Annotated in this window: 12 protein-coding genes; 11 read left to right on the plus strand and 1 reads right to left on the minus strand. The window is 56.0% G+C overall.

What is annotated here, in order from left to right; all coding sequences use genetic code 11:
• Positions 1 to 203 precede the first annotated feature (203 nt).
• The 7 genes from NMK_RS11540 (at position 204) to NMK_RS11570 (ending at position 9105) form a co-directional block, all read left to right on the plus strand.
• The gene (locus NMK_RS11540) at positions 204 to 1532 is read left to right on the plus strand and encodes a serine hydrolase domain-containing protein (protein WP_109015902.1); all 1329 of its coding nucleotides are present in this window, start codon (positions 204 to 206) and stop codon (positions 1530 to 1532) included.
• Between the two features lie 8 nt (positions 1533 to 1540).
• Positions 1541 to 2122 (plus strand): type 2 periplasmic-binding domain-containing protein, encoded by a 582-nt coding sequence (locus NMK_RS11545; RefSeq protein ID WP_109015903.1) that lies wholly within the window; start codon positions 1541 to 1543, stop codon positions 2120 to 2122.
• Positions 2119 to 2955 carry a substrate-binding periplasmic protein gene (locus NMK_RS11550; protein ID WP_109015904.1) on the plus strand — a complete coding sequence of 279 codons (837 nt, stop codon included), beginning with the start codon at positions 2119 to 2121 and terminating at the stop codon, positions 2953 to 2955. The genes NMK_RS11545 and NMK_RS11550 overlap by 4 nt, the downstream gene beginning before the upstream one ends.
• Positions 2955 to 5540, plus strand: coding sequence for an ATP-binding protein (locus tag NMK_RS11555; RefSeq protein WP_109015905.1), 2586 nt, complete (start codon positions 2955 to 2957; stop codon positions 5538 to 5540). Before NMK_RS11550 ends, NMK_RS11555 begins: the two co-directional genes overlap by 1 nt.
• A 285-nt stretch (positions 5541 to 5825) precedes the next feature.
• Positions 5826 to 7661: an adenylate/guanylate cyclase domain-containing protein gene (locus NMK_RS11560; protein ID WP_181376263.1), complete on the plus strand. Its 1836-nt coding sequence runs from the start codon at positions 5826 to 5828 to the stop codon at positions 7659 to 7661.
• Positions 7658 to 8152 (plus strand): SH3 domain-containing protein, encoded by a 495-nt coding sequence (locus tag NMK_RS11565; RefSeq protein WP_109015907.1) that lies wholly within the window; start codon positions 7658 to 7660, stop codon positions 8150 to 8152. The genes NMK_RS11560 and NMK_RS11565 overlap by 4 nt, the downstream gene beginning before the upstream one ends.
• Positions 8149 to 9105 (plus strand): M48 family metalloprotease, encoded by a 957-nt coding sequence (locus NMK_RS11570; protein WP_109015908.1) that lies wholly within the window; start codon positions 8149 to 8151, stop codon positions 9103 to 9105. Before NMK_RS11565 ends, NMK_RS11570 begins: the two co-directional genes overlap by 4 nt.
• Positions 9106 to 9370: 265 nt before the next feature.
• Here the strand turns inward: NMK_RS11570 and NMK_RS11575 are convergent, their stop codons facing one another.
• Positions 9371 to 10201 carry a hypothetical protein gene (locus tag NMK_RS11575; protein ID WP_109015909.1) on the minus strand — a complete coding sequence of 277 codons (831 nt, stop codon included), beginning with the start codon at positions 10199 to 10201 and terminating at the stop codon, positions 9371 to 9373.
• 300 nt (positions 10202 to 10501) lie between these two features.
• Here NMK_RS11575 and NMK_RS11580 point away from each other — a divergent pair, with 300 nt between their 5' ends.
• The 4 genes from NMK_RS11580 to NMK_RS11595 all read left to right on the plus strand — a co-directional run bounded on the left by NMK_RS11580 (position 10502) and on the right by NMK_RS11595 (position 15876).
• Positions 10502 to 12028, plus strand: a complete 1527-nt coding sequence (locus NMK_RS11580; protein WP_109015910.1) for a DUF4118 domain-containing protein — start codon at positions 10502 to 10504, stop codon at positions 12026 to 12028.
• An 8-nt stretch (positions 12029 to 12036) separates the two neighbouring features.
• The gene (kdpE, locus tag NMK_RS11585) at positions 12037 to 12717 is read left to right on the plus strand and encodes a two-component system response regulator KdpE (protein ID WP_227871460.1); all 681 of its coding nucleotides are present in this window, start codon (positions 12037 to 12039) and stop codon (positions 12715 to 12717) included.
• A gap of 41 nt (positions 12718 to 12758) precedes the next feature.
• On the plus strand, positions 12759 to 14636 hold the full coding sequence (locus NMK_RS11590) for a potassium transporter Kup (protein ID WP_109015912.1): 1878 nt from the start codon (positions 12759 to 12761) through the stop codon (positions 14634 to 14636).
• Positions 14637 to 14748: 112 nt separating this feature from the next.
• A complete protein-coding gene (locus NMK_RS11595; protein WP_109015913.1) occupies positions 14749 to 15876 on the plus strand; it encodes an acyltransferase family protein in 1128 nt (375 codons plus the stop codon).

The raw sequence follows: 15876 nt of genomic DNA on the forward strand, positions 1-15876 counted from the left end.
GGCCAGTCTTTTTGTTTTCGTCTTAAATTGTCCTGTTGATTTGTTTTGGCAAAGGCCGAAAGCCGTTTGTAGCCAATCAATTCGGGCAAACGACTAGGTTTTTGCCCTTATAGGACACCCCCCGACTTTTTCGTATAGTGCCAATAGGTAGCTGTATTTCTCTGCCGCCAGAAAAGCTCGAACGTCGTGAAAAAGGAGGGGGTATGAATAAGAGACTTCTGCCGCTTTTGCTGGTCGTGGCCTTGTGGGCTCAGGGTACGGCCGCCGACAATATCAACATTGTTCGTCCCGAGGACGTTGGGCTCGCGAGTAACAAACTCGACAACGTCAGCCGCTTTATGCGGGGCTACGTCGACGACAGGAAAATGGCCGGGGCCGTGGTGCTCATTGCGCGTCACGGCAAGATCGCCTATTTCGAGCCCTTCGGTCAGGCCGACGTCGGCAAGCCGATGCAACGCGACAGCATGTTTCGCATCGCATCCATGACCAAGCCTCTGATCAGTGTCGCGGCGCTCCAGTTGTACGAGGAAGGCAAACTTCTGCTCTCCGACCCGGTCGCCAAGTACATTCCCGAATTCGCGCATCCCAAGGTGCTGGAAATGCTGCCCGAGGGTTCCAACCCGGCCTTCAAGCTGGTCCCGGCCAAGCGCGACATCACAGTCAAGCATTTGCTGACCCATACTGCCGGCTTGCCCTACGATTTCGACGCCGAATGGTTTCCCAAGGATCGCTTGTATCAGCAGATGTATTCGCTCTACCAGGACGCCGGTATCAGCAGCGGCCTGTACGAAACCGAGGGCACCATCGGCGATATGGTGAAACGCCTCGGCAAGCTGCCGCTGGCCAGGCAACCCGGCGAAGCCTTCGAATACGGCATGGCGGCCGACGTGCTGGGACGCGTGGTTGAGGTGGCCTCTGGCATGAAGCTGGACGACTACATGCACGAACACATTTTCAAACCCTTGAAGATGAAAGACACCTACTTTTTCATCCCTGAGAGCGAAGAGCCGCGTCTCGCGGCTGTTTGGAGCAGTGACTGGCAGGGCAAGCTGGAACGCGTGCCGGACGGCCTGCATCGCGAAGGCAAATACGCGTTTTCGCCGAGCTTTCCCTACAAGGGCCCCAAGACGTTTTTCTCTGGCGGTTGCGGCGCGGTGAGCACGGCCTACGACTATTACCGTTTCGCCCAGATGCTGCTCAACAAGGGCGAATTGGATGGCACGCGCATCCTGAGCCGCAAGACGGTTGAACTCATGACGACCAACCAGATCGGCGATATGGCAGCGACTACGCTGCACGACGAGGGCTGGAAGTTCGGGCTGGGCGTCGCGGTCCAGGCCGATCGTGCGCATTATGTGGATGCCGGCGATGTCGGTGCGTTCGAATGGGCGGGTATTTTCTCCACGCGCTTCAGCGTCGACCCCAGGGAAGAAAAAATCACCATCTTTCTTTCTCAGACCACTCCGTTCAGCCATCACTTCGAACTGTGGGACAAGTTGCTAATCCTCTCGAGTTCGAGCATCGGCGATTAGGAGGCATCATGAACATCCAACATCGTTTGAAAGTCCGCCTGGGTATGACGGCATTGATGCTGGCGATTGCCGGCGATGCATGGGCAACGGCTCCACGCATCAGTGCCCAGATGTTCGGCGAGGAAACCCACGCAGATATTGTCGCCTACCAATCCGCCGGCGGTGAAGCCAAAACCAAGGGTGACGAAGTCGTGGCGTTGGAACTAGTCAAGGAAGCCTTTGCCGCCGTCGGGAAATCGCCGGTAGTGGACGTTCTGCCTTCTGCCCAATTGGCGAGATATGCCATGACCAATCATGATGCCGCCGCCATGATAGGGGGGGAGGGTGATATTCCCTCCAAGGAGTCGTCACAAAATCCGGCCCAGAATGCGGCCGTAGTTTTTTACCTCAAGGGCGATGCTCCTATCGCGTTGATTTTCGCCAGGGAGGATGCCCGTGCCGAACCCTTGCGCAACGCCTTCAACCAGGGTTTGCAGAAGATATTCAAAAACGGCAAATACCTGGATATCCTGGAAAAACACCTGGGCAAAGGTCATGTGCCGATGGATTTCGAGAAGCGCTTGAAACGATTCAATCCCAATCTCAAATGACGGCTGAAAACACCAGCAAGCATGGTTTACGGCGATGGCCCCGAGCGTTACTCCTGATTCTTTTTGCATCAGTTCTCACTGCACAGGCCGAAACTGCCCCTATTGTTTTCGAATCGACGGATACGCCGCCGTTCTGGTCGCCTGAGTTGCCCGACGACGGCCTGAGCGGTTCGTTGCTCAAGTTGTTGTCGGCCAATGCCGGCGTCAAGTACACCATCGATTATCTGCCGGTAAAGCGCTTTCGCCAGAGCCAGGCCACCTTTATCGTGGGCGACCCCGATATCCTGGTGAACAAGCGACCCCGCGCCATACTGCCGTTCGGTGTGTTTCGCTCGTCGTTCTTCTACTACAAGCCGCACCAGGACGTGATCGCGTTTCACAGCCTGCGCGAACTGCGCGGCCGAACGCTCGGTGTGTTACGCGGTACCATCGAGGACAAGGCTGTGTTTGCCGAGAACGGGATCAACGTCGAGGAAAGCGATACCGTGGAATCGCTCCTACGCAAGTTGCGCCGGGGACGCATCGATTTGTGCATCGTGGTCAATCTAACGGGAAAATATGTCGTCAAGCAGTTGTTTCCGCAGGAGACCGAGCAGTTTGCTACGGTCGAGGTGCCCGGCTCGGTGCGCCCCATCGCTATCATGATCGATGTCAGCGACCCACGGGGGAGGCAAGTGGCGCAACAGTATCGCGCCGTACTGGACAATACGATCGACAGCCCCGAATACCTTCATGTGCTTGAACAGTTTTACGGGGTGGGGAATATTCCCAGGGATCGGTTGGAGAACCTTAAACGGTTCGAACGGTATTACGCCGCCGAGGGAAACGAGTAATGCAGCCCGACCGCTCGACTTCTCCTCGCCCTCGATCCCTCTACGGCGACCTTGCCTCTGCGCTTGCAGTGCTGATGGTGGTTGCATCCGTGCTGGGCACCTTGCTGGTCTATCGCTATTTCACTCATCAAGCCGAGCTGGCTTATCAGAGCAAAACGTCTGAGTACTCCGCCTACCTTCGCGATTCCCTCGAGTTGCCGTTATGGAATCTCGACGACGAACTGATCCAGAAAATCGGCATTGCATTTGCCGCAAACAGCGAAATTTCTGCTCTGGTCATTCGAGACGATGAGCAGCGGGTGGTGTACCGGCAGGAGAAAACCGATGAGCGCCAAAACCGGCAGAAGATCGTCATCCTGCACCGCGGTCAAGCCATCGGCAGTGTGGAAATCGGACTCACCCGGCGCGTTAATGAAGAGCATGGACGACAGTTGATGCTAGCCAGCGTGGCGACGACCTTGCTGTTGATTGTGGTGCTCATTGCCGCTACGCGCTGGATTTTGTCGCGCATGTTGAAAAAGCCCATCGAAAGCGTCATTGCGGCAACCGACGACATGGTGGCAGGTAAATATCATGCGATCGACTTACCCGAAACCTACCGCGAATTCGCGAATATCCTCACCGGCTTCAAGACCATGTCCGACGCGGTGGCGAGCCGGGAAGAAAGCCTTTATCAAAGCAACAAGCAACTGGCTGCAGAGATTGCCGAGCGCAAGCATGCCGAGGAGGCTTTGCGCGTCAGCGAAGAACGCCTGCATTTGGCCACCAATGCAGGCAGCATCGGCATTTGGGATTGGGATGTGGTCAACAACCACCTGCTTTGGGATGAAAGCATGTATATCTTGTACGGCATTCGCAAGGATGATTTCGGCGGGGCCTACGACGCCTGGACGCGCACCCTGCATCCCGAGGACCGCGCGTATGCCGAGGGCGAGATCCAGGCTGCGCTGCGCGGCGAACGCGAATACGCACCTGAATTCCGTATCGTTCGACCGGACGGCACGATCCGCAACATCAAGGCGTCATCCAAGACTTTTTACGATGATGAAGGCAAGCCGATCCGCATGATCGGCACCAACTACGACCTGACTTCCATGAGAAAAGCCGAGGAGGAGCTCAGGAAGTACAAGGATCACCTGGAAGACGAAGTCGAGCAGCGCACGACCGACCTGGTGCTTGCCCGCAATGCGGCTGAAGCCGCCAACAATGCCAAGAGTGTGTTTCTCGCCAACATGAGCCACGAGTTGCGCACGCCGCTCAACGCCATCCTGGGGTTCTCCAGCCTGATGCGCAACGATCCCGATTTAAGTCAGTCGCATCGAGAAAACCTCGACATCATCAATCGCAGCGGCGAACACCTGTTGACCCTCATCAACGACGTGCTGGAAATGTCCAAGATCGAGGCCGGTCGAGTGCAGCTCAATAACGAGGCTTTCAATGTCGGCAACATGGTGCGCGACGTGATGGACATGATGGAAATCCGGTCGCGCGAAAAAGGCCTGCGCTTGATCCTCGATCAATCTTCGCAGTTTCCCAGCTATATCAAGGCCGACGAGGCTCGCCTGCGACAGATCTTGATCAATCTGGTGGGCAACGCCGTCAAGTTTACCCAGCAGGGCGGGGTCACAGTGCGCCTGGGAGTTCTCGCCCCACTCAAGGACAAACTGCTGATCGAGGTGGAGGACACGGGCCCAGGCATCAGCATCGAGGAGCAGCAGCATTTGTTCCAGCCTTTCGTCCAGCTCGGCAAGCCGGACGCGCAGAAGGGCACCGGGCTTGGGCTTGCCATTACCCGGCAATATGCACAGCTGATGGGCGGGACGGTCGGCGTCAATAGTACTCCTGGTGTCGGTTCCACCTTTCGCGTGGAGTTGCCGTTCGAAAAGGTCGACCAAGTCGAGATTGTCATCCCGCAAACGGTTGATGCCGGCGAGGTGGTCGGTCTTGCACCGGGCCAGCCCGATTACCGCGTACTAATTGTAGAAGATCAGCTCGAAAACCGAATGTTGCTGGTACAGCTGATGCAGCATCTCGGCATTGCCTGCAAAACTGCCGAAAACGGCGAGGAGGCGGTACGGCTGTTCGAGGCGTGGCGTCCGCAGTTGATCTGGATGGACCGACGCATGCCGGTGATGGACGGCATCGAGGCGACACGGAAGATTCGCGCCTTGCCAGATGGCGGCAAGGTAAAGATCGTGGCCGTGACAGCCTCGGTTTTCACCGAGCAACGCGAGGAAATGCTGCAAGCCGGCATGGACGATTTCGTCCGCAAGCCGTATCGCTTCAGCGAAATCTATGCATGCCTTGCCCGCCAGTTGGGCGTGCGCTACCTCTACGAGCAAGGAAAAGGGGCGGAACACGAAACATTGGGAGAAACGCTTGCTCCCAAGCGATTCATGATCTTGCCCAATGAACTGCGCCAGTCATTGCGGCAAGCCTTGGAAAGCCTGGATACAGAACGAATCGACGCGGTCATTGAAGAAGTCGGGCACTACGACCTGAGATTGCAAAAAACCTTAAGTACCTTTGCGGGGAATTTCGACTATCCTGCGATCCTGAGACCGCTCCAACAAGCCGATGGATGATGATCTTGCTGGAATGTGCGGCCCAGGGATTTTTTGAAAACAATATTAGTTTTTCATTAAATAATAGTTGTGGACCTCAATGCGAACTTATTGCATTGAAGAGAATGTTTTGAATTAACCGATTTTTTGGGTAACATCCGCACAAACCTGCCGAGACAGGGTGTATGCCAAGCGGCGATCTGATTCGATCGCCGGGCAACCAATAATGATTCGGCGGGGGAGTATCGAGCAATGTCCGTTCGAATCCTTCATTGGGTTATGGGACGAACATATGCACGAATACTCATGCGAGATCAACGTTTAGCCGATTTCCGGCGCAATTTTTCCTGGATATTGATTCCTGTCGTCTTGCTGGCGATTGGCGCGTTCCGTCCTTGGCACGGCTTATGGTCGCGCATCGACCATCTTGGCGGCGACGCTTTGCTGGCCTTGCACGCCCAGCATCGGCTGCCGCCCCAGGACGTGGTGCTGATCGATATCGACCAGGCCAGCCTCGATCATCCGCAAATGCTGGAGCTCGCTGGCAATTGGCCCTGGCCGCGCCTGGTGCACGGCGAACTCGTCAGTTATCTCGCCCAACAGCAGGCGCGCGCAGTGCTGTTCGATGTGATGTTTTCCGAGCCGGACGTGTTCCGCACCGAGAGCGACGCCGCATTTGCCTCTGCCATCAAGAATAGTCCCATCCCGGTTTACTTGCCTTTTGTCGTCGCCGCAGACGGCGCGGCCAGTCGTTTGGCTGACCTGCCGCCTGTGATGGGCATCGCGCCCGGCGCCAATGCTGCGCCCGATGCTCGCCTGCCGCTGCTAGCCCCCAAAGCCTTGCCGCCTGAGCTGTGGCGCACGGGGATGATTAATTTCAACGAGGACGATGACCAGCGCGGACGCCGGCTGGAATTATTCCGCGAATACCAAGGTTGGCGATTGCCGCACATGGTCGGACGGACGGCCCATGAACTCGGGATGGTTGTGCCAGACCAGCCGAGCATCCCATTGCATTGGTATGCCAAGCCGTTCTTGCATATCCCTTATCACACGCTTTATCTCAAGTCGCTGTCCAGCGATACCGGGGTAGATGCCCGTCTGGCCGGAAAGATCATCATCGTCGGTTCGACGGCGCCCGGCCTGGGCGATTTTCATCCCACGCCGATGGATGCCCGGACGCCCGGGCCTGAAATCATGGCGACGGCCCTTGCCAACCTCAAACATCAGGATTGGCTGCGTCCTGTCAGCAATATCTGGTCCATCCTGTTGGCTACACTCATGGTGTTCGGAACCGCTTTGGGCTATCAACGAGGGCGGCATCCCTCCTTAATCCTGGCGATAGCAGTTGCTATTACAGTGATGGCCGTTGTTGCTGCCTATTTGCTGCTGGATCGCAACCTGCAATGGCTGCCTTTCTCGGCCTTGGCACTGGGCTGGTTGGCGCAAATCGGCCATGGGGCTGCTGCCTATTTGCGGGAGCGTCGCCGCCGCAAGGAAACCACTGATCTCTTCGGCCGTTTTCTCGATCCCAACGTGGTGCGTCAATTGACCGACCTGAACGCTTCGGCCGAGGCGCGAGTCGGGCGCACGCAGCAAATCACCATTCTGTTTTCGGATATCCGCGGCTTTACCACCTTGTCCGAAACCCACCGCGCCGAAGAAATCGTGGAACTGCTCAATCGCTACTTTGATTTGCAGGTCGAGGCGATTTTCGACCACGGCGGCACGCTGGATAAGTTCATAGGCGACGCCATCATGGCGTTCTGGGGAGCGCCGGTTGAAATGCCCGACCACGCCGTGGCGGCCGTGGAAGCCGCATTGGTCATGAGCGACCGGCTTGAGGCCTTCCGCAAGGAACTCGCTTTCCCGTTCGAAATCGGCATCGGGATTCATACCGGCGAGGCCGTGGTCGGCTTTATCGGTGCGAAAAAACGGCTGGATTACACGGCCATCGGCGATACCGTCAATTTGGGGAGCCGCATCGAGGGAAAAACCGCCGGCATCTCGCGCATCCTCGTTTCGGAATCCACGCGCGAGGCGTGCGGCGAGCGTTTTGAATTCATCTATCACGGGGAATTCGCCGTCAAAGGCCGTTCCCAACCCGTAAAACTGTATGAGCCAAGGAGACAAACATCATGAAAATATCCTGTTGGGCTGCCTTACTGATGCTGGTCGCGGCGCAAGCCCATGCGACGCCGGCATCGGTTGCACGCGGCAGCGAACTGAAAAGCAAGCCCGCCCTGGATGCGACCAAAGTAGCTGACTTGAGCGAGGGAGAGCAGGTCGAGCATCTCGGTAACGAGGGCGGCTGGTCCAAGATCAAGACCGCGCAGGGCAAGACCGGTTATATCCGCATGCTCAACCTGCATTTCGCGGCAAGCGCCTCGAATTCCAGCGCCGTGGCCGGATTGTCTACGCTCGGTAACGTCGCCCGCACCGGCTCCAACACCAACGTCGCCACCACCGGTGTCAAGGGTGTGACCAAGGAAGACCTCGACAAGGCAACGCCCAATCCGGAAGAAGTCGGCAACATGGAACGGTACGTCGTAAGCGCGGACGAAGCCCGCAAGTCTGCCAAGACCGCCAAGCTCAGCCCGCAAGACATCGCTATGCCGGAGGTGAAACCATGAAAACCAAGCTACTGATTTCACTGGCCGTGGCGAGCGCCGTGATGAGCGGTTGCGTGACCGACGGTGCGACCGATGCGCTCAAGAACACCAACGTCAATCGCGACCAGGTCAACAAGGCTGTCGATACGTTTATGCCCGACAGCGGCTACAAGCAGGCGCTGAAAGGCGCAGTAGAAGCCACGCACACCTGGACGCCGGAAGAGGAACGCCAACTGGGCACCAACATGTCGGCGGTATTGCTGGGCGCGAGCCCGCTGTACAAGAACCCGCAGGCCGAACGATACGTCAACGAGGTCGGCCTGTGGATTGCATTGCAGACGACGCAGCCCGACCTGCCGTGGCGCTTCGGCATCCTGGATACGCCCAACGTCAACGCCTTCGCCGCGCCCGGCGGATATGTCTTCATCACACGCGGATTGCTGCTACGCCTGCATAACGAATCCGAACTGGCCGGCGTGCTGGCCCACGAAATCACCCACGTCATCAACCACCATCACGCCAACGCCATGAAGAAGCGCGGGGCGACGGATGTCGTAGCGGGTCTGGTACAGCAGAAATCCGGCAGCGCCAATACTGCTGCCTTGGGTAACTTGGCGAAGGGCTTGTATTCCTCGGGTCTGGACAAGTCTGACGAATACGACGCTGACCGTAACGGCGTTTATTTGGCGGCACGAGCAGGGTATTCGGCCTATGGGCTGCCGTCCGTGCTGCAAATGTACGCTTCCACCCCGCAGGACGCCGGCTTGCAGTTGCTCTTCGCCACCCACCCCGATCCCAATGCACGCCTCGACGCCTTGAACACGGCGATGGATAAAACCAATTTCCCCAAGGGCGTGGAAGACGCAGCCCGCTTCAAGCAACTGCAAAAGCTGGTGCAGTACGAAGCGCCCGCATCCGAAGCCCCCGCGGCAGCGCCTAAAAAAACCAAGAAGAGCAAGAAGAGTCCGGCTTGAGGCGGTTTTAACTTTTACTTCTGTAGATATGAAAAGCACCTGCCTTGGCAGGTGCTTTTTTATGGCTGATTGCAGTTCAACAACAGGGCTAAGAAAGCTCCAACCTATAAGCAGGCGAGGCAGCTGCGCTACAGTCCAAGCCTTAAGTGCTGTATAGAGGATATCCAATCTGTCCCTTGGCGCTTCGCTCAGCATAGAGGCGGCTCGGAAGAGGATGTTGGAATGTTAGAGCTTCTTCCTGGTTATGCGCCTAGCTTGATGGAAGTTAGGGAGCACCAAATTCAAACTTGTCAAAGCCATCGAAGCTCATATTCTTAGGCATATTTTCAATGTACATTTTATGAATCGATCTTTGAAGTTCAACTTTGACTGGCCGTTCAGCAAAACGATATTTAATTATTTCCCCGACTCCAGAATTAAAGTCGAATGTTCCTTCGTAGCCATCAGTGCCACTTACTTCTCCAAGTATCTCTTCGGCTTCCATGAGTACATGTGAGTTTTCGCTATTGCCTTCCGCTGGATTGTAATGGCTAGCCGAGTCCCACCTTACAAGAACTATCCTTGATGAGGGCGGGTCGTACGCAAAATAGAATCGGTCCAGCCAAATACTATGAACAGGATAAGATTCTTGCGTATATACAACCATCTCATCTTCAACATTCAAAGACGCTTTGGCTGTTCCTGCCAAGATAATTGGCCAGAATGCTTGATCGTTACTTCCGATTTTAAGCCAAGTTGCCCCTCTTTCTTTCCAAAAAACCAATTTTCTTGGTGCGTCTCGATTCTGGCCTAGAGGGCTAGGGCAAAAGTACCAAACAGGCAAGATAACAGCGGCGATTAAGCTAGTTTTGCTATTCTCAAGTTCAATAGGATTAAATAACTCACCATCAACAGCTTGTAAATTTTCAATTTCTAGCCGCTCGTAAGATTCAACACCATCAGTTTTTTTAATTTGACTTTGAATTCCATCAGGTAAATCTGCTCTTAAGTTTGGTACACATTTACTTTCGTTTGATTGAGATGCGAACGAAAATGAAACCCAAAAAAATACGTATATAAGTAGGAGGCGTTTTAGCAAATTGGAGGCAAGAGACATATGAACCCTAACGGTTATTATACGAACCGATGTGTCCACATAATGGTATTGAAGAACCAAGAGTTCGCATGTTTTTTCTTTCTATATTCTTATTGTTAGAAGTGGCATGGCATCATAGTAATTTTTAGCAATTACGGGCGCAAGCAATAGCCACGATGTGATCCAGCGCCCGTTCAATATCTGGAACAACAGCACTTCTACCTAACGTCAATCTTTTCCAAACCACCCTATAGTTTTTACACCTTTTTTACATCGTAAGCGCCACAATGCCCTCCATCGCTTGAGGGAACATAAGGCACCGTGCTTCAACCCAATCACGATCAACCAGCACTTGGCCACTACGCCTTGGCGGCATTGGCCTGTACTGTCACCGCGCTGATCGCCACGCCGCTACGGCCTTATCTGGACCTCGTGAATATCGTCATGCTGTTTTTGCTGACGGTGTTTCTGGTTTCGCTACGATTGGGAAAACAGCCTGCCGTATTGGCGGCTTTTCTCAGCGTGGCTTTGTTCGATTTCTTTTTCGTCCCTCCGCGCCTCACGTTTGCCGTCGCCGATGCGCAATACCTCGTGACCTTTATCGTGATGTTGGCCGTGGCGCTGGTCACGGGCCAATTGACGGCAGGACTGCGCCGCCAGGCTGAGATTTCGACGCAGGAGGCGCGGCGCAACATTGCGCTCTATGAAATGGCCAAGTCTCTTTCGGGAGCCATGACGCTCGCCCATGTGATCGAGTGTTCGCAGGATTTTCTGCGCGACGTCATCGGTGTCAAGTCCGACCTGTTGCTGCCGGGCGAGCAGGGCGAGCTCGTCTCAGCCGGCAAGCATGGCGTTTGGTACGAGGCGCACGTTGCCCTGATGGCTTATGCCGAGGATAGGCGCACTCAGCGTCATCCCCTGACCGAACTTGACGGCGTGCGCTATTACACCTTGCACGGGTCGACCCGAACGCGCGGCGTGCTGGTGGTCTCGCCATTGGATGGTGACATCGATGCGCTGGATGCCGATCATGCCTTGTTGGAAGCCGTGGCGTCGCTCATCGCCATCGCCCTGGAACGGCTGCATTACGTGGAGGTGGCACAAGCCGCGCAGATCGACATGGCGTCGGAACGGCTGCGCAGTTCCATTCTTTCGGCCTTGTCGCACGATTTGCGCACGCCGCTCACCATTCTTTACGGCCAGGCCGACGCACTGGCACTCACCAAACCGCCCCTGCCGGAAAAGCAGCAACAGGCCGCCGACGCCATCCGCGAGCAATCCATGCGGTTGTGCAGCCTGGTAGAAAACCTGCTGGACATGGCGCGCTTGCACGCCGGACAAGTCAAGCTGCGCAAGGAGTGGCAGCCGCTGGAAGAAGTCGTCGGTGCTGCTATCAAGTTGCTGGAACGCAGTCTTGCCGGGCACATGATCAAGACGGCATTGCCGCCCGACCTGCCGTTGCTGGAGTTCGATGCCGTCCTCATCGAGCGAGTGCTGTGCAATCTGCTGGAAAACGCCATCAAGTATTCGCCGGAGCCTGGCACGATCGAGATCAAGGCAAAGCAGGTCGATACCAAGGTGGAAGTGGCGGTATGCGACAACGGCACCGGAATCCCCGAAGCGCGGCGCGAGAAGTTATTCGACATGTTCGTGCGCGGTTCGGCCGAATCGCCGCTGCCGGGCGTCGGACTGGGGCTGGCGATCTGCCGCGCCATCGTCGAGGCGCACGGCGGCGAAATACGCGCCGATGATCGACCTGAAGGCGGTTCCTGTTTTGTATTCACATTGCCGGTGGGCAACCCACCAGTCATCGAGGCTGAAGCCGAGTTGCCCGAGGTGCGGGTATGAATTCAGCCATGGCCAGGATCATTGTGATTGAAGACGAATCGCAAATCCGTAAATTCGTCTGCGATGCACTGCATGAAGCCGGCTGGCAAACCTTCGAAGCTGGGACGGCAGCACAAGGCGTGGTAGAGGCCGGTACGCGCAAGCCCGACCTCATCATTCTCGACCTGGGATTACCCGACCGCGACGGAGTGGAAGTGGTGCGCGACGTGCGTGCTTGGTCGGGGCTGCCTATCCTGATCCTTTCCGCGCGCTCGGCAGAAAACGACAAGATCGCGGCGCTCGATGCAGGCGCCGACGATTACCTCACCAAGCCTTTCGGGGTCGGCGAATTGCTGGCTCGGGTGCGAGCCTTGCTGCGCCGCAATCTACGCACGCCGGAGGCCGACGGTGCTGTCGTCAGTTTTGGTTCCATCGTGCTGGATCGCGCTCACCGTACCGTTTCCCGCAACGGCGAGGCGCTGCATTTCACCCCTATCGAATATCGCCTGCTGTGCACCCTGGTGGCGAGTGCCGGCAAGGTGCTGACGCATCGCCAGTTATTGCGTGAGGTGTGGGGGCCGTCCTATGTGGAGAGTAACCATTACTTGCGTATTTTCATCGGTCACCTGAGGCAAAAACTGGAAGCCGATCCCGCCCAGCCGCAGCACATCCTGACAGAAACCGGTGTGGGATATCGCTTCCAGCTCTGAGCGCATGACCGCAGATTTTTATTAGTAGAAGGTTCTTCCCTATGCAATCAACCCCATCCAAAAGCCAAACCGCCGGCCTTGCCCTTGCGGCCTTGGGCGTGGTTTACGGCGATATCGGCACCAGCCCGCTGTATACCATCCACGAGATTTTTGCCGGCGCGCACCATCCGGTGCCGATGACGCCTGACAATATCCTGGGCATCCTGTCGCTGATTTTCTGGTCACTGATCGTGGTCGTGTCTGTCAAGTACATCGCCTTCATCATGCGTGCCGACAACAAGGGTGAGGGCGGCATCATGGCGCTTATGGCCTTGGTTCTACGCGGGGCGGAAGGAAAATCTTACGCGCCTTGGCTGATGCTGATGGGACTATTCGGCGCGGCCTTGTTCTACGGCGATGGCGTGATTACGCCTGCCATTTCGGTATTGTCGGCAGTGGAAGGCCTGGAGGTCGCCACGCCCTTGTTCAAGCCTTATGTCATCCCCGTCACGCTGCTGGTGCTGCTGGCCTTGTTTTACTGGCAATACAAGGGAACGGCGCGAGTCGGCATGCTGTTTGGGCCGGTGATGATTGTGTGGTTTTCCAGCCTGGCCTTGCTGGGTGTCGTTAATATCCTTCGAGCGCCCCAAGTGCTTCAAGCGCTGAGCCCATGGCATGCCGCCACCTTCATGTTGGCTGCCCCGAAGTTGGCATTTCTCTCCTTGGGCGCGGTATTCCTGGCCGTGACCGGCACGGAAACGCTGTATGCCGACATGGGCCACTTTGGCCGCAAGCCGGTGCAACTGGCCTGGTTTGCCCTGGTGCTACCGGCACTGGTCCTGAATTATTTCGGGCAGGGAGCGTTACTGCTGACTAACAAAGACGCACTACAGAACCCGTTTTACCTGATGGCGCCCGATTGGGCCTTGTATCCTCTGGTCGCCCTGGCAACGGTAGCCACGGTCATTGCCTCGCAGGCGGTGATCTCAGGCGTGTATTCGATTACCCAGCAAGCAATGCAGCTGGGCTATAGCCCGCGGATGGAAGTGCGCCATACCTCGGGCTCGGCGCAAGGTCAGGTCTATATGCCTGGTATCAACTGGCTGTTATTCATCGCCGTGGTCGGCCTGGTGCTGGGCTTTGGGTCGTCTACCAGCATTGCGTCGGCTTACGGTATCGCGGTGAGTACGACCATGATCATCACCACAATCCTGGCCTTCATCGTCGTGCGCAACCTATGGAAATGGCACTGGCTGGCGAGTACGTTGGTGCTGGGCGTTTTCCTCGTCGTCGATCTTGCCTTTTTCTCCGCCAATATCGTCAAGATTCACGACGGCGGCTGGTTCCCGCTCACCTTCGGCTTCGGCGTTCTGCTGCTCATGACAACCTGGAAACGCGGACGCAAGCTCCTGACTTCGCGCTTGTTCGCAGAGGCCATGCCGCTCGATGTGTTCATCCCTAATATCACTAGCTCTTCGATACAGCGCATACCCGGTACGGCAGTATTCATGACGCAGAACCTCGAAGCCGTACCTCATGCCCTGATGCACAGCCTCAAGCATTACAAGGCTATGCACGAACGCATCGTGCTAGCTACAGTAACGGTGGCCGACGAGCCTTATGTAGGCGGCGATCGCCGAGTGAGGGTCGAATCCATTGCAGGCAATCTCTACAAGGTTCGGGTGACCTACGGTTTCATGGATAAGCCCGACCTGCCGGAGGCGATGACGCACTGTGCGTCCCAGGGATTATTACTGGACATGATGGATACTTCTTTCTTCCTCGGCCGTGAGACGCTGATTCCCAAGGTCGGCTCGGACATGGCGCTATGGCGCGAGAAGCTGTTTATTGCCATGTTTCGCAATGCAGGCAGCGCGGCTGCCTATTTCAAGCTACCGCCCAATCGCGTGGTGGAACTGGGGGCGCAGGTGGTGTTGTAGCACCAGGCAGAGCTTGCCGTAGGGCTCAACCGAAGACGGCCAGTATTCATAAGCGCAACCGTACGACGAAGGGAGTATGCTTCCAACGATGTAATCAAGTGATCGTGGGCTTATGATCAGAAAACTACAAAAACAAGGTTATATCGATGCACTGAGAGGCTACGCCATTCTTGGCGTGCTTCTGGTGCATAGCGCCCAACAAGTTCCGCCGGCAAGCCATGTGCTAAAACTCTTGCGGAATTTCGGCATCTACGGTGTTCAATTGTTCTATGTCGTGAGTGCCTTGGCTTTGTTCATGTCCTGGCATTTCCGTAACGACCACGAATTATCACCCGTTCGCAATTTTTTCATCCGCCGTCTGTTTCGTATCGCGCCCATGTTCTGGGTAGTTACGGTGGCATTTTTAGCGCTCTACGGTACGGCCCCTGGCTATTGGGCGCCCAATGGCATTCATGGGTGGCAGATTGTAGGGACACTGCTCTTCGTCAACGGCTTTCATCCCGAGGCGATCAATGCTGTCGTGCCCGGCGGCTGGTCGGTGGCCGTGGAGATGTGCTTTTATCTGATACTGCCGCTGCTGTTTTGCTCTATCAAAAACATGCGGACTGCGCTTGGTTTCCTTGCGATCAGCCTGGGGATTTACATCGTTTCGCCCACCCTCGTAGATAGTCTATTTGCCGGGACTTTTCCGTCGAGGCAGCAATATTTGCTAGAGAGCTTCAAATACCAGAACTTAATGGGGCAATTACCGGTGTTTGCTATGGGAGTCGTTACCTATTTTATGGTGCGGGATTTCAGCCATAGCCGCGTGGCTGCAAAGACTGCGCTAGGCGTTGCGGGCGTCATGCTGGTATTAGTGGCGGTCTTTCCAAAATCGCCCCTCATTCACCACCATCTCACTATGGGAGTCTTGCTCGCAAGCCTAACTTTCACGCTGGCATGCTACCAAGCCAAACGTGTCGCCAACCTGCTGATCGTCTTTATTGGCAAGATCAGCTACAGCATGTACCTAACGCAATTTTTCGTCATCTTTACCCTACGAGATCTCCGCGTTTTGCAATACTTTTCCAGGACGGATTGGGGCTGGCTTGCTTACTTTCTCATCGCGACTATCTTGATCATCATGGTTTCTACCCTGACGCATCGTTATATCGAACAGCCGGGCATCCGCCTCGGTCAAAAGCTGATCGCCCACCTGGAGTTGACCGATGAGAAGCGTGCGACAGAAGCCCCCGCTTGA

Origin of the sequence: Novimethylophilus kurashikiensis (assembly GCF_003112435.1) — a bacterium.
In the GTDB taxonomy this organism is placed as follows: Bacteria; Pseudomonadota; Gammaproteobacteria; order Burkholderiales; family Methylophilaceae; genus Novimethylophilus; species Novimethylophilus kurashikiensis.

What these genes read in the sequence shown, in the direction of transcription:
- NMK_RS11540 (WP_109015902.1), top strand. Translation starts at nt 204, where the DNA reads ATGAATAAGAGACTTCTGCCGCTTTTGCTGGTCGTGGCCTTGTGGGCT.
- NMK_RS11545 (WP_109015903.1), top strand. Translation starts at nt 1,541, where the DNA reads ATGAACATCCAACATCGTTTGAAAGTCCGCCTGGGTATGACGGCATTG.
- NMK_RS11550 (WP_109015904.1), top strand. Translation starts at nt 2,119, where the DNA reads ATGACGGCTGAAAACACCAGCAAGCATGGTTTACGGCGATGGCCCCGA.
- NMK_RS11555 (WP_109015905.1), top strand. Translation starts at nt 2,955, where the DNA reads ATGCAGCCCGACCGCTCGACTTCTCCTCGCCCTCGATCCCTCTACGGC.
- NMK_RS11560 (WP_181376263.1), top strand. Translation starts at nt 5,826, where the DNA reads ATGCGAGATCAACGTTTAGCCGATTTCCGGCGCAATTTTTCCTGGATA.
- NMK_RS11565 (WP_109015907.1), top strand. Translation starts at nt 7,658, where the DNA reads ATGAAAATATCCTGTTGGGCTGCCTTACTGATGCTGGTCGCGGCGCAA.
- NMK_RS11570 (WP_109015908.1), top strand. Translation starts at nt 8,149, where the DNA reads ATGAAAACCAAGCTACTGATTTCACTGGCCGTGGCGAGCGCCGTGATG.
- NMK_RS11575 (WP_109015909.1), bottom strand. Translation starts at nt 10,201, where the DNA reads ATGTCTCTTGCCTCCAATTTGCTAAAACGCCTCCTACTTATATACGTA.
- kdpE (WP_227871460.1), top strand. Translation starts at nt 12,037, where the DNA reads ATGGCCAGGATCATTGTGATTGAAGACGAATCGCAAATCCGTAAATTC.
- NMK_RS11590 (WP_109015912.1), top strand. Translation starts at nt 12,759, where the DNA reads ATGCAATCAACCCCATCCAAAAGCCAAACCGCCGGCCTTGCCCTTGCG.
- NMK_RS11595 (WP_109015913.1), top strand. Translation starts at nt 14,749, where the DNA reads ATGATCAGAAAACTACAAAAACAAGGTTATATCGATGCACTGAGAGGC.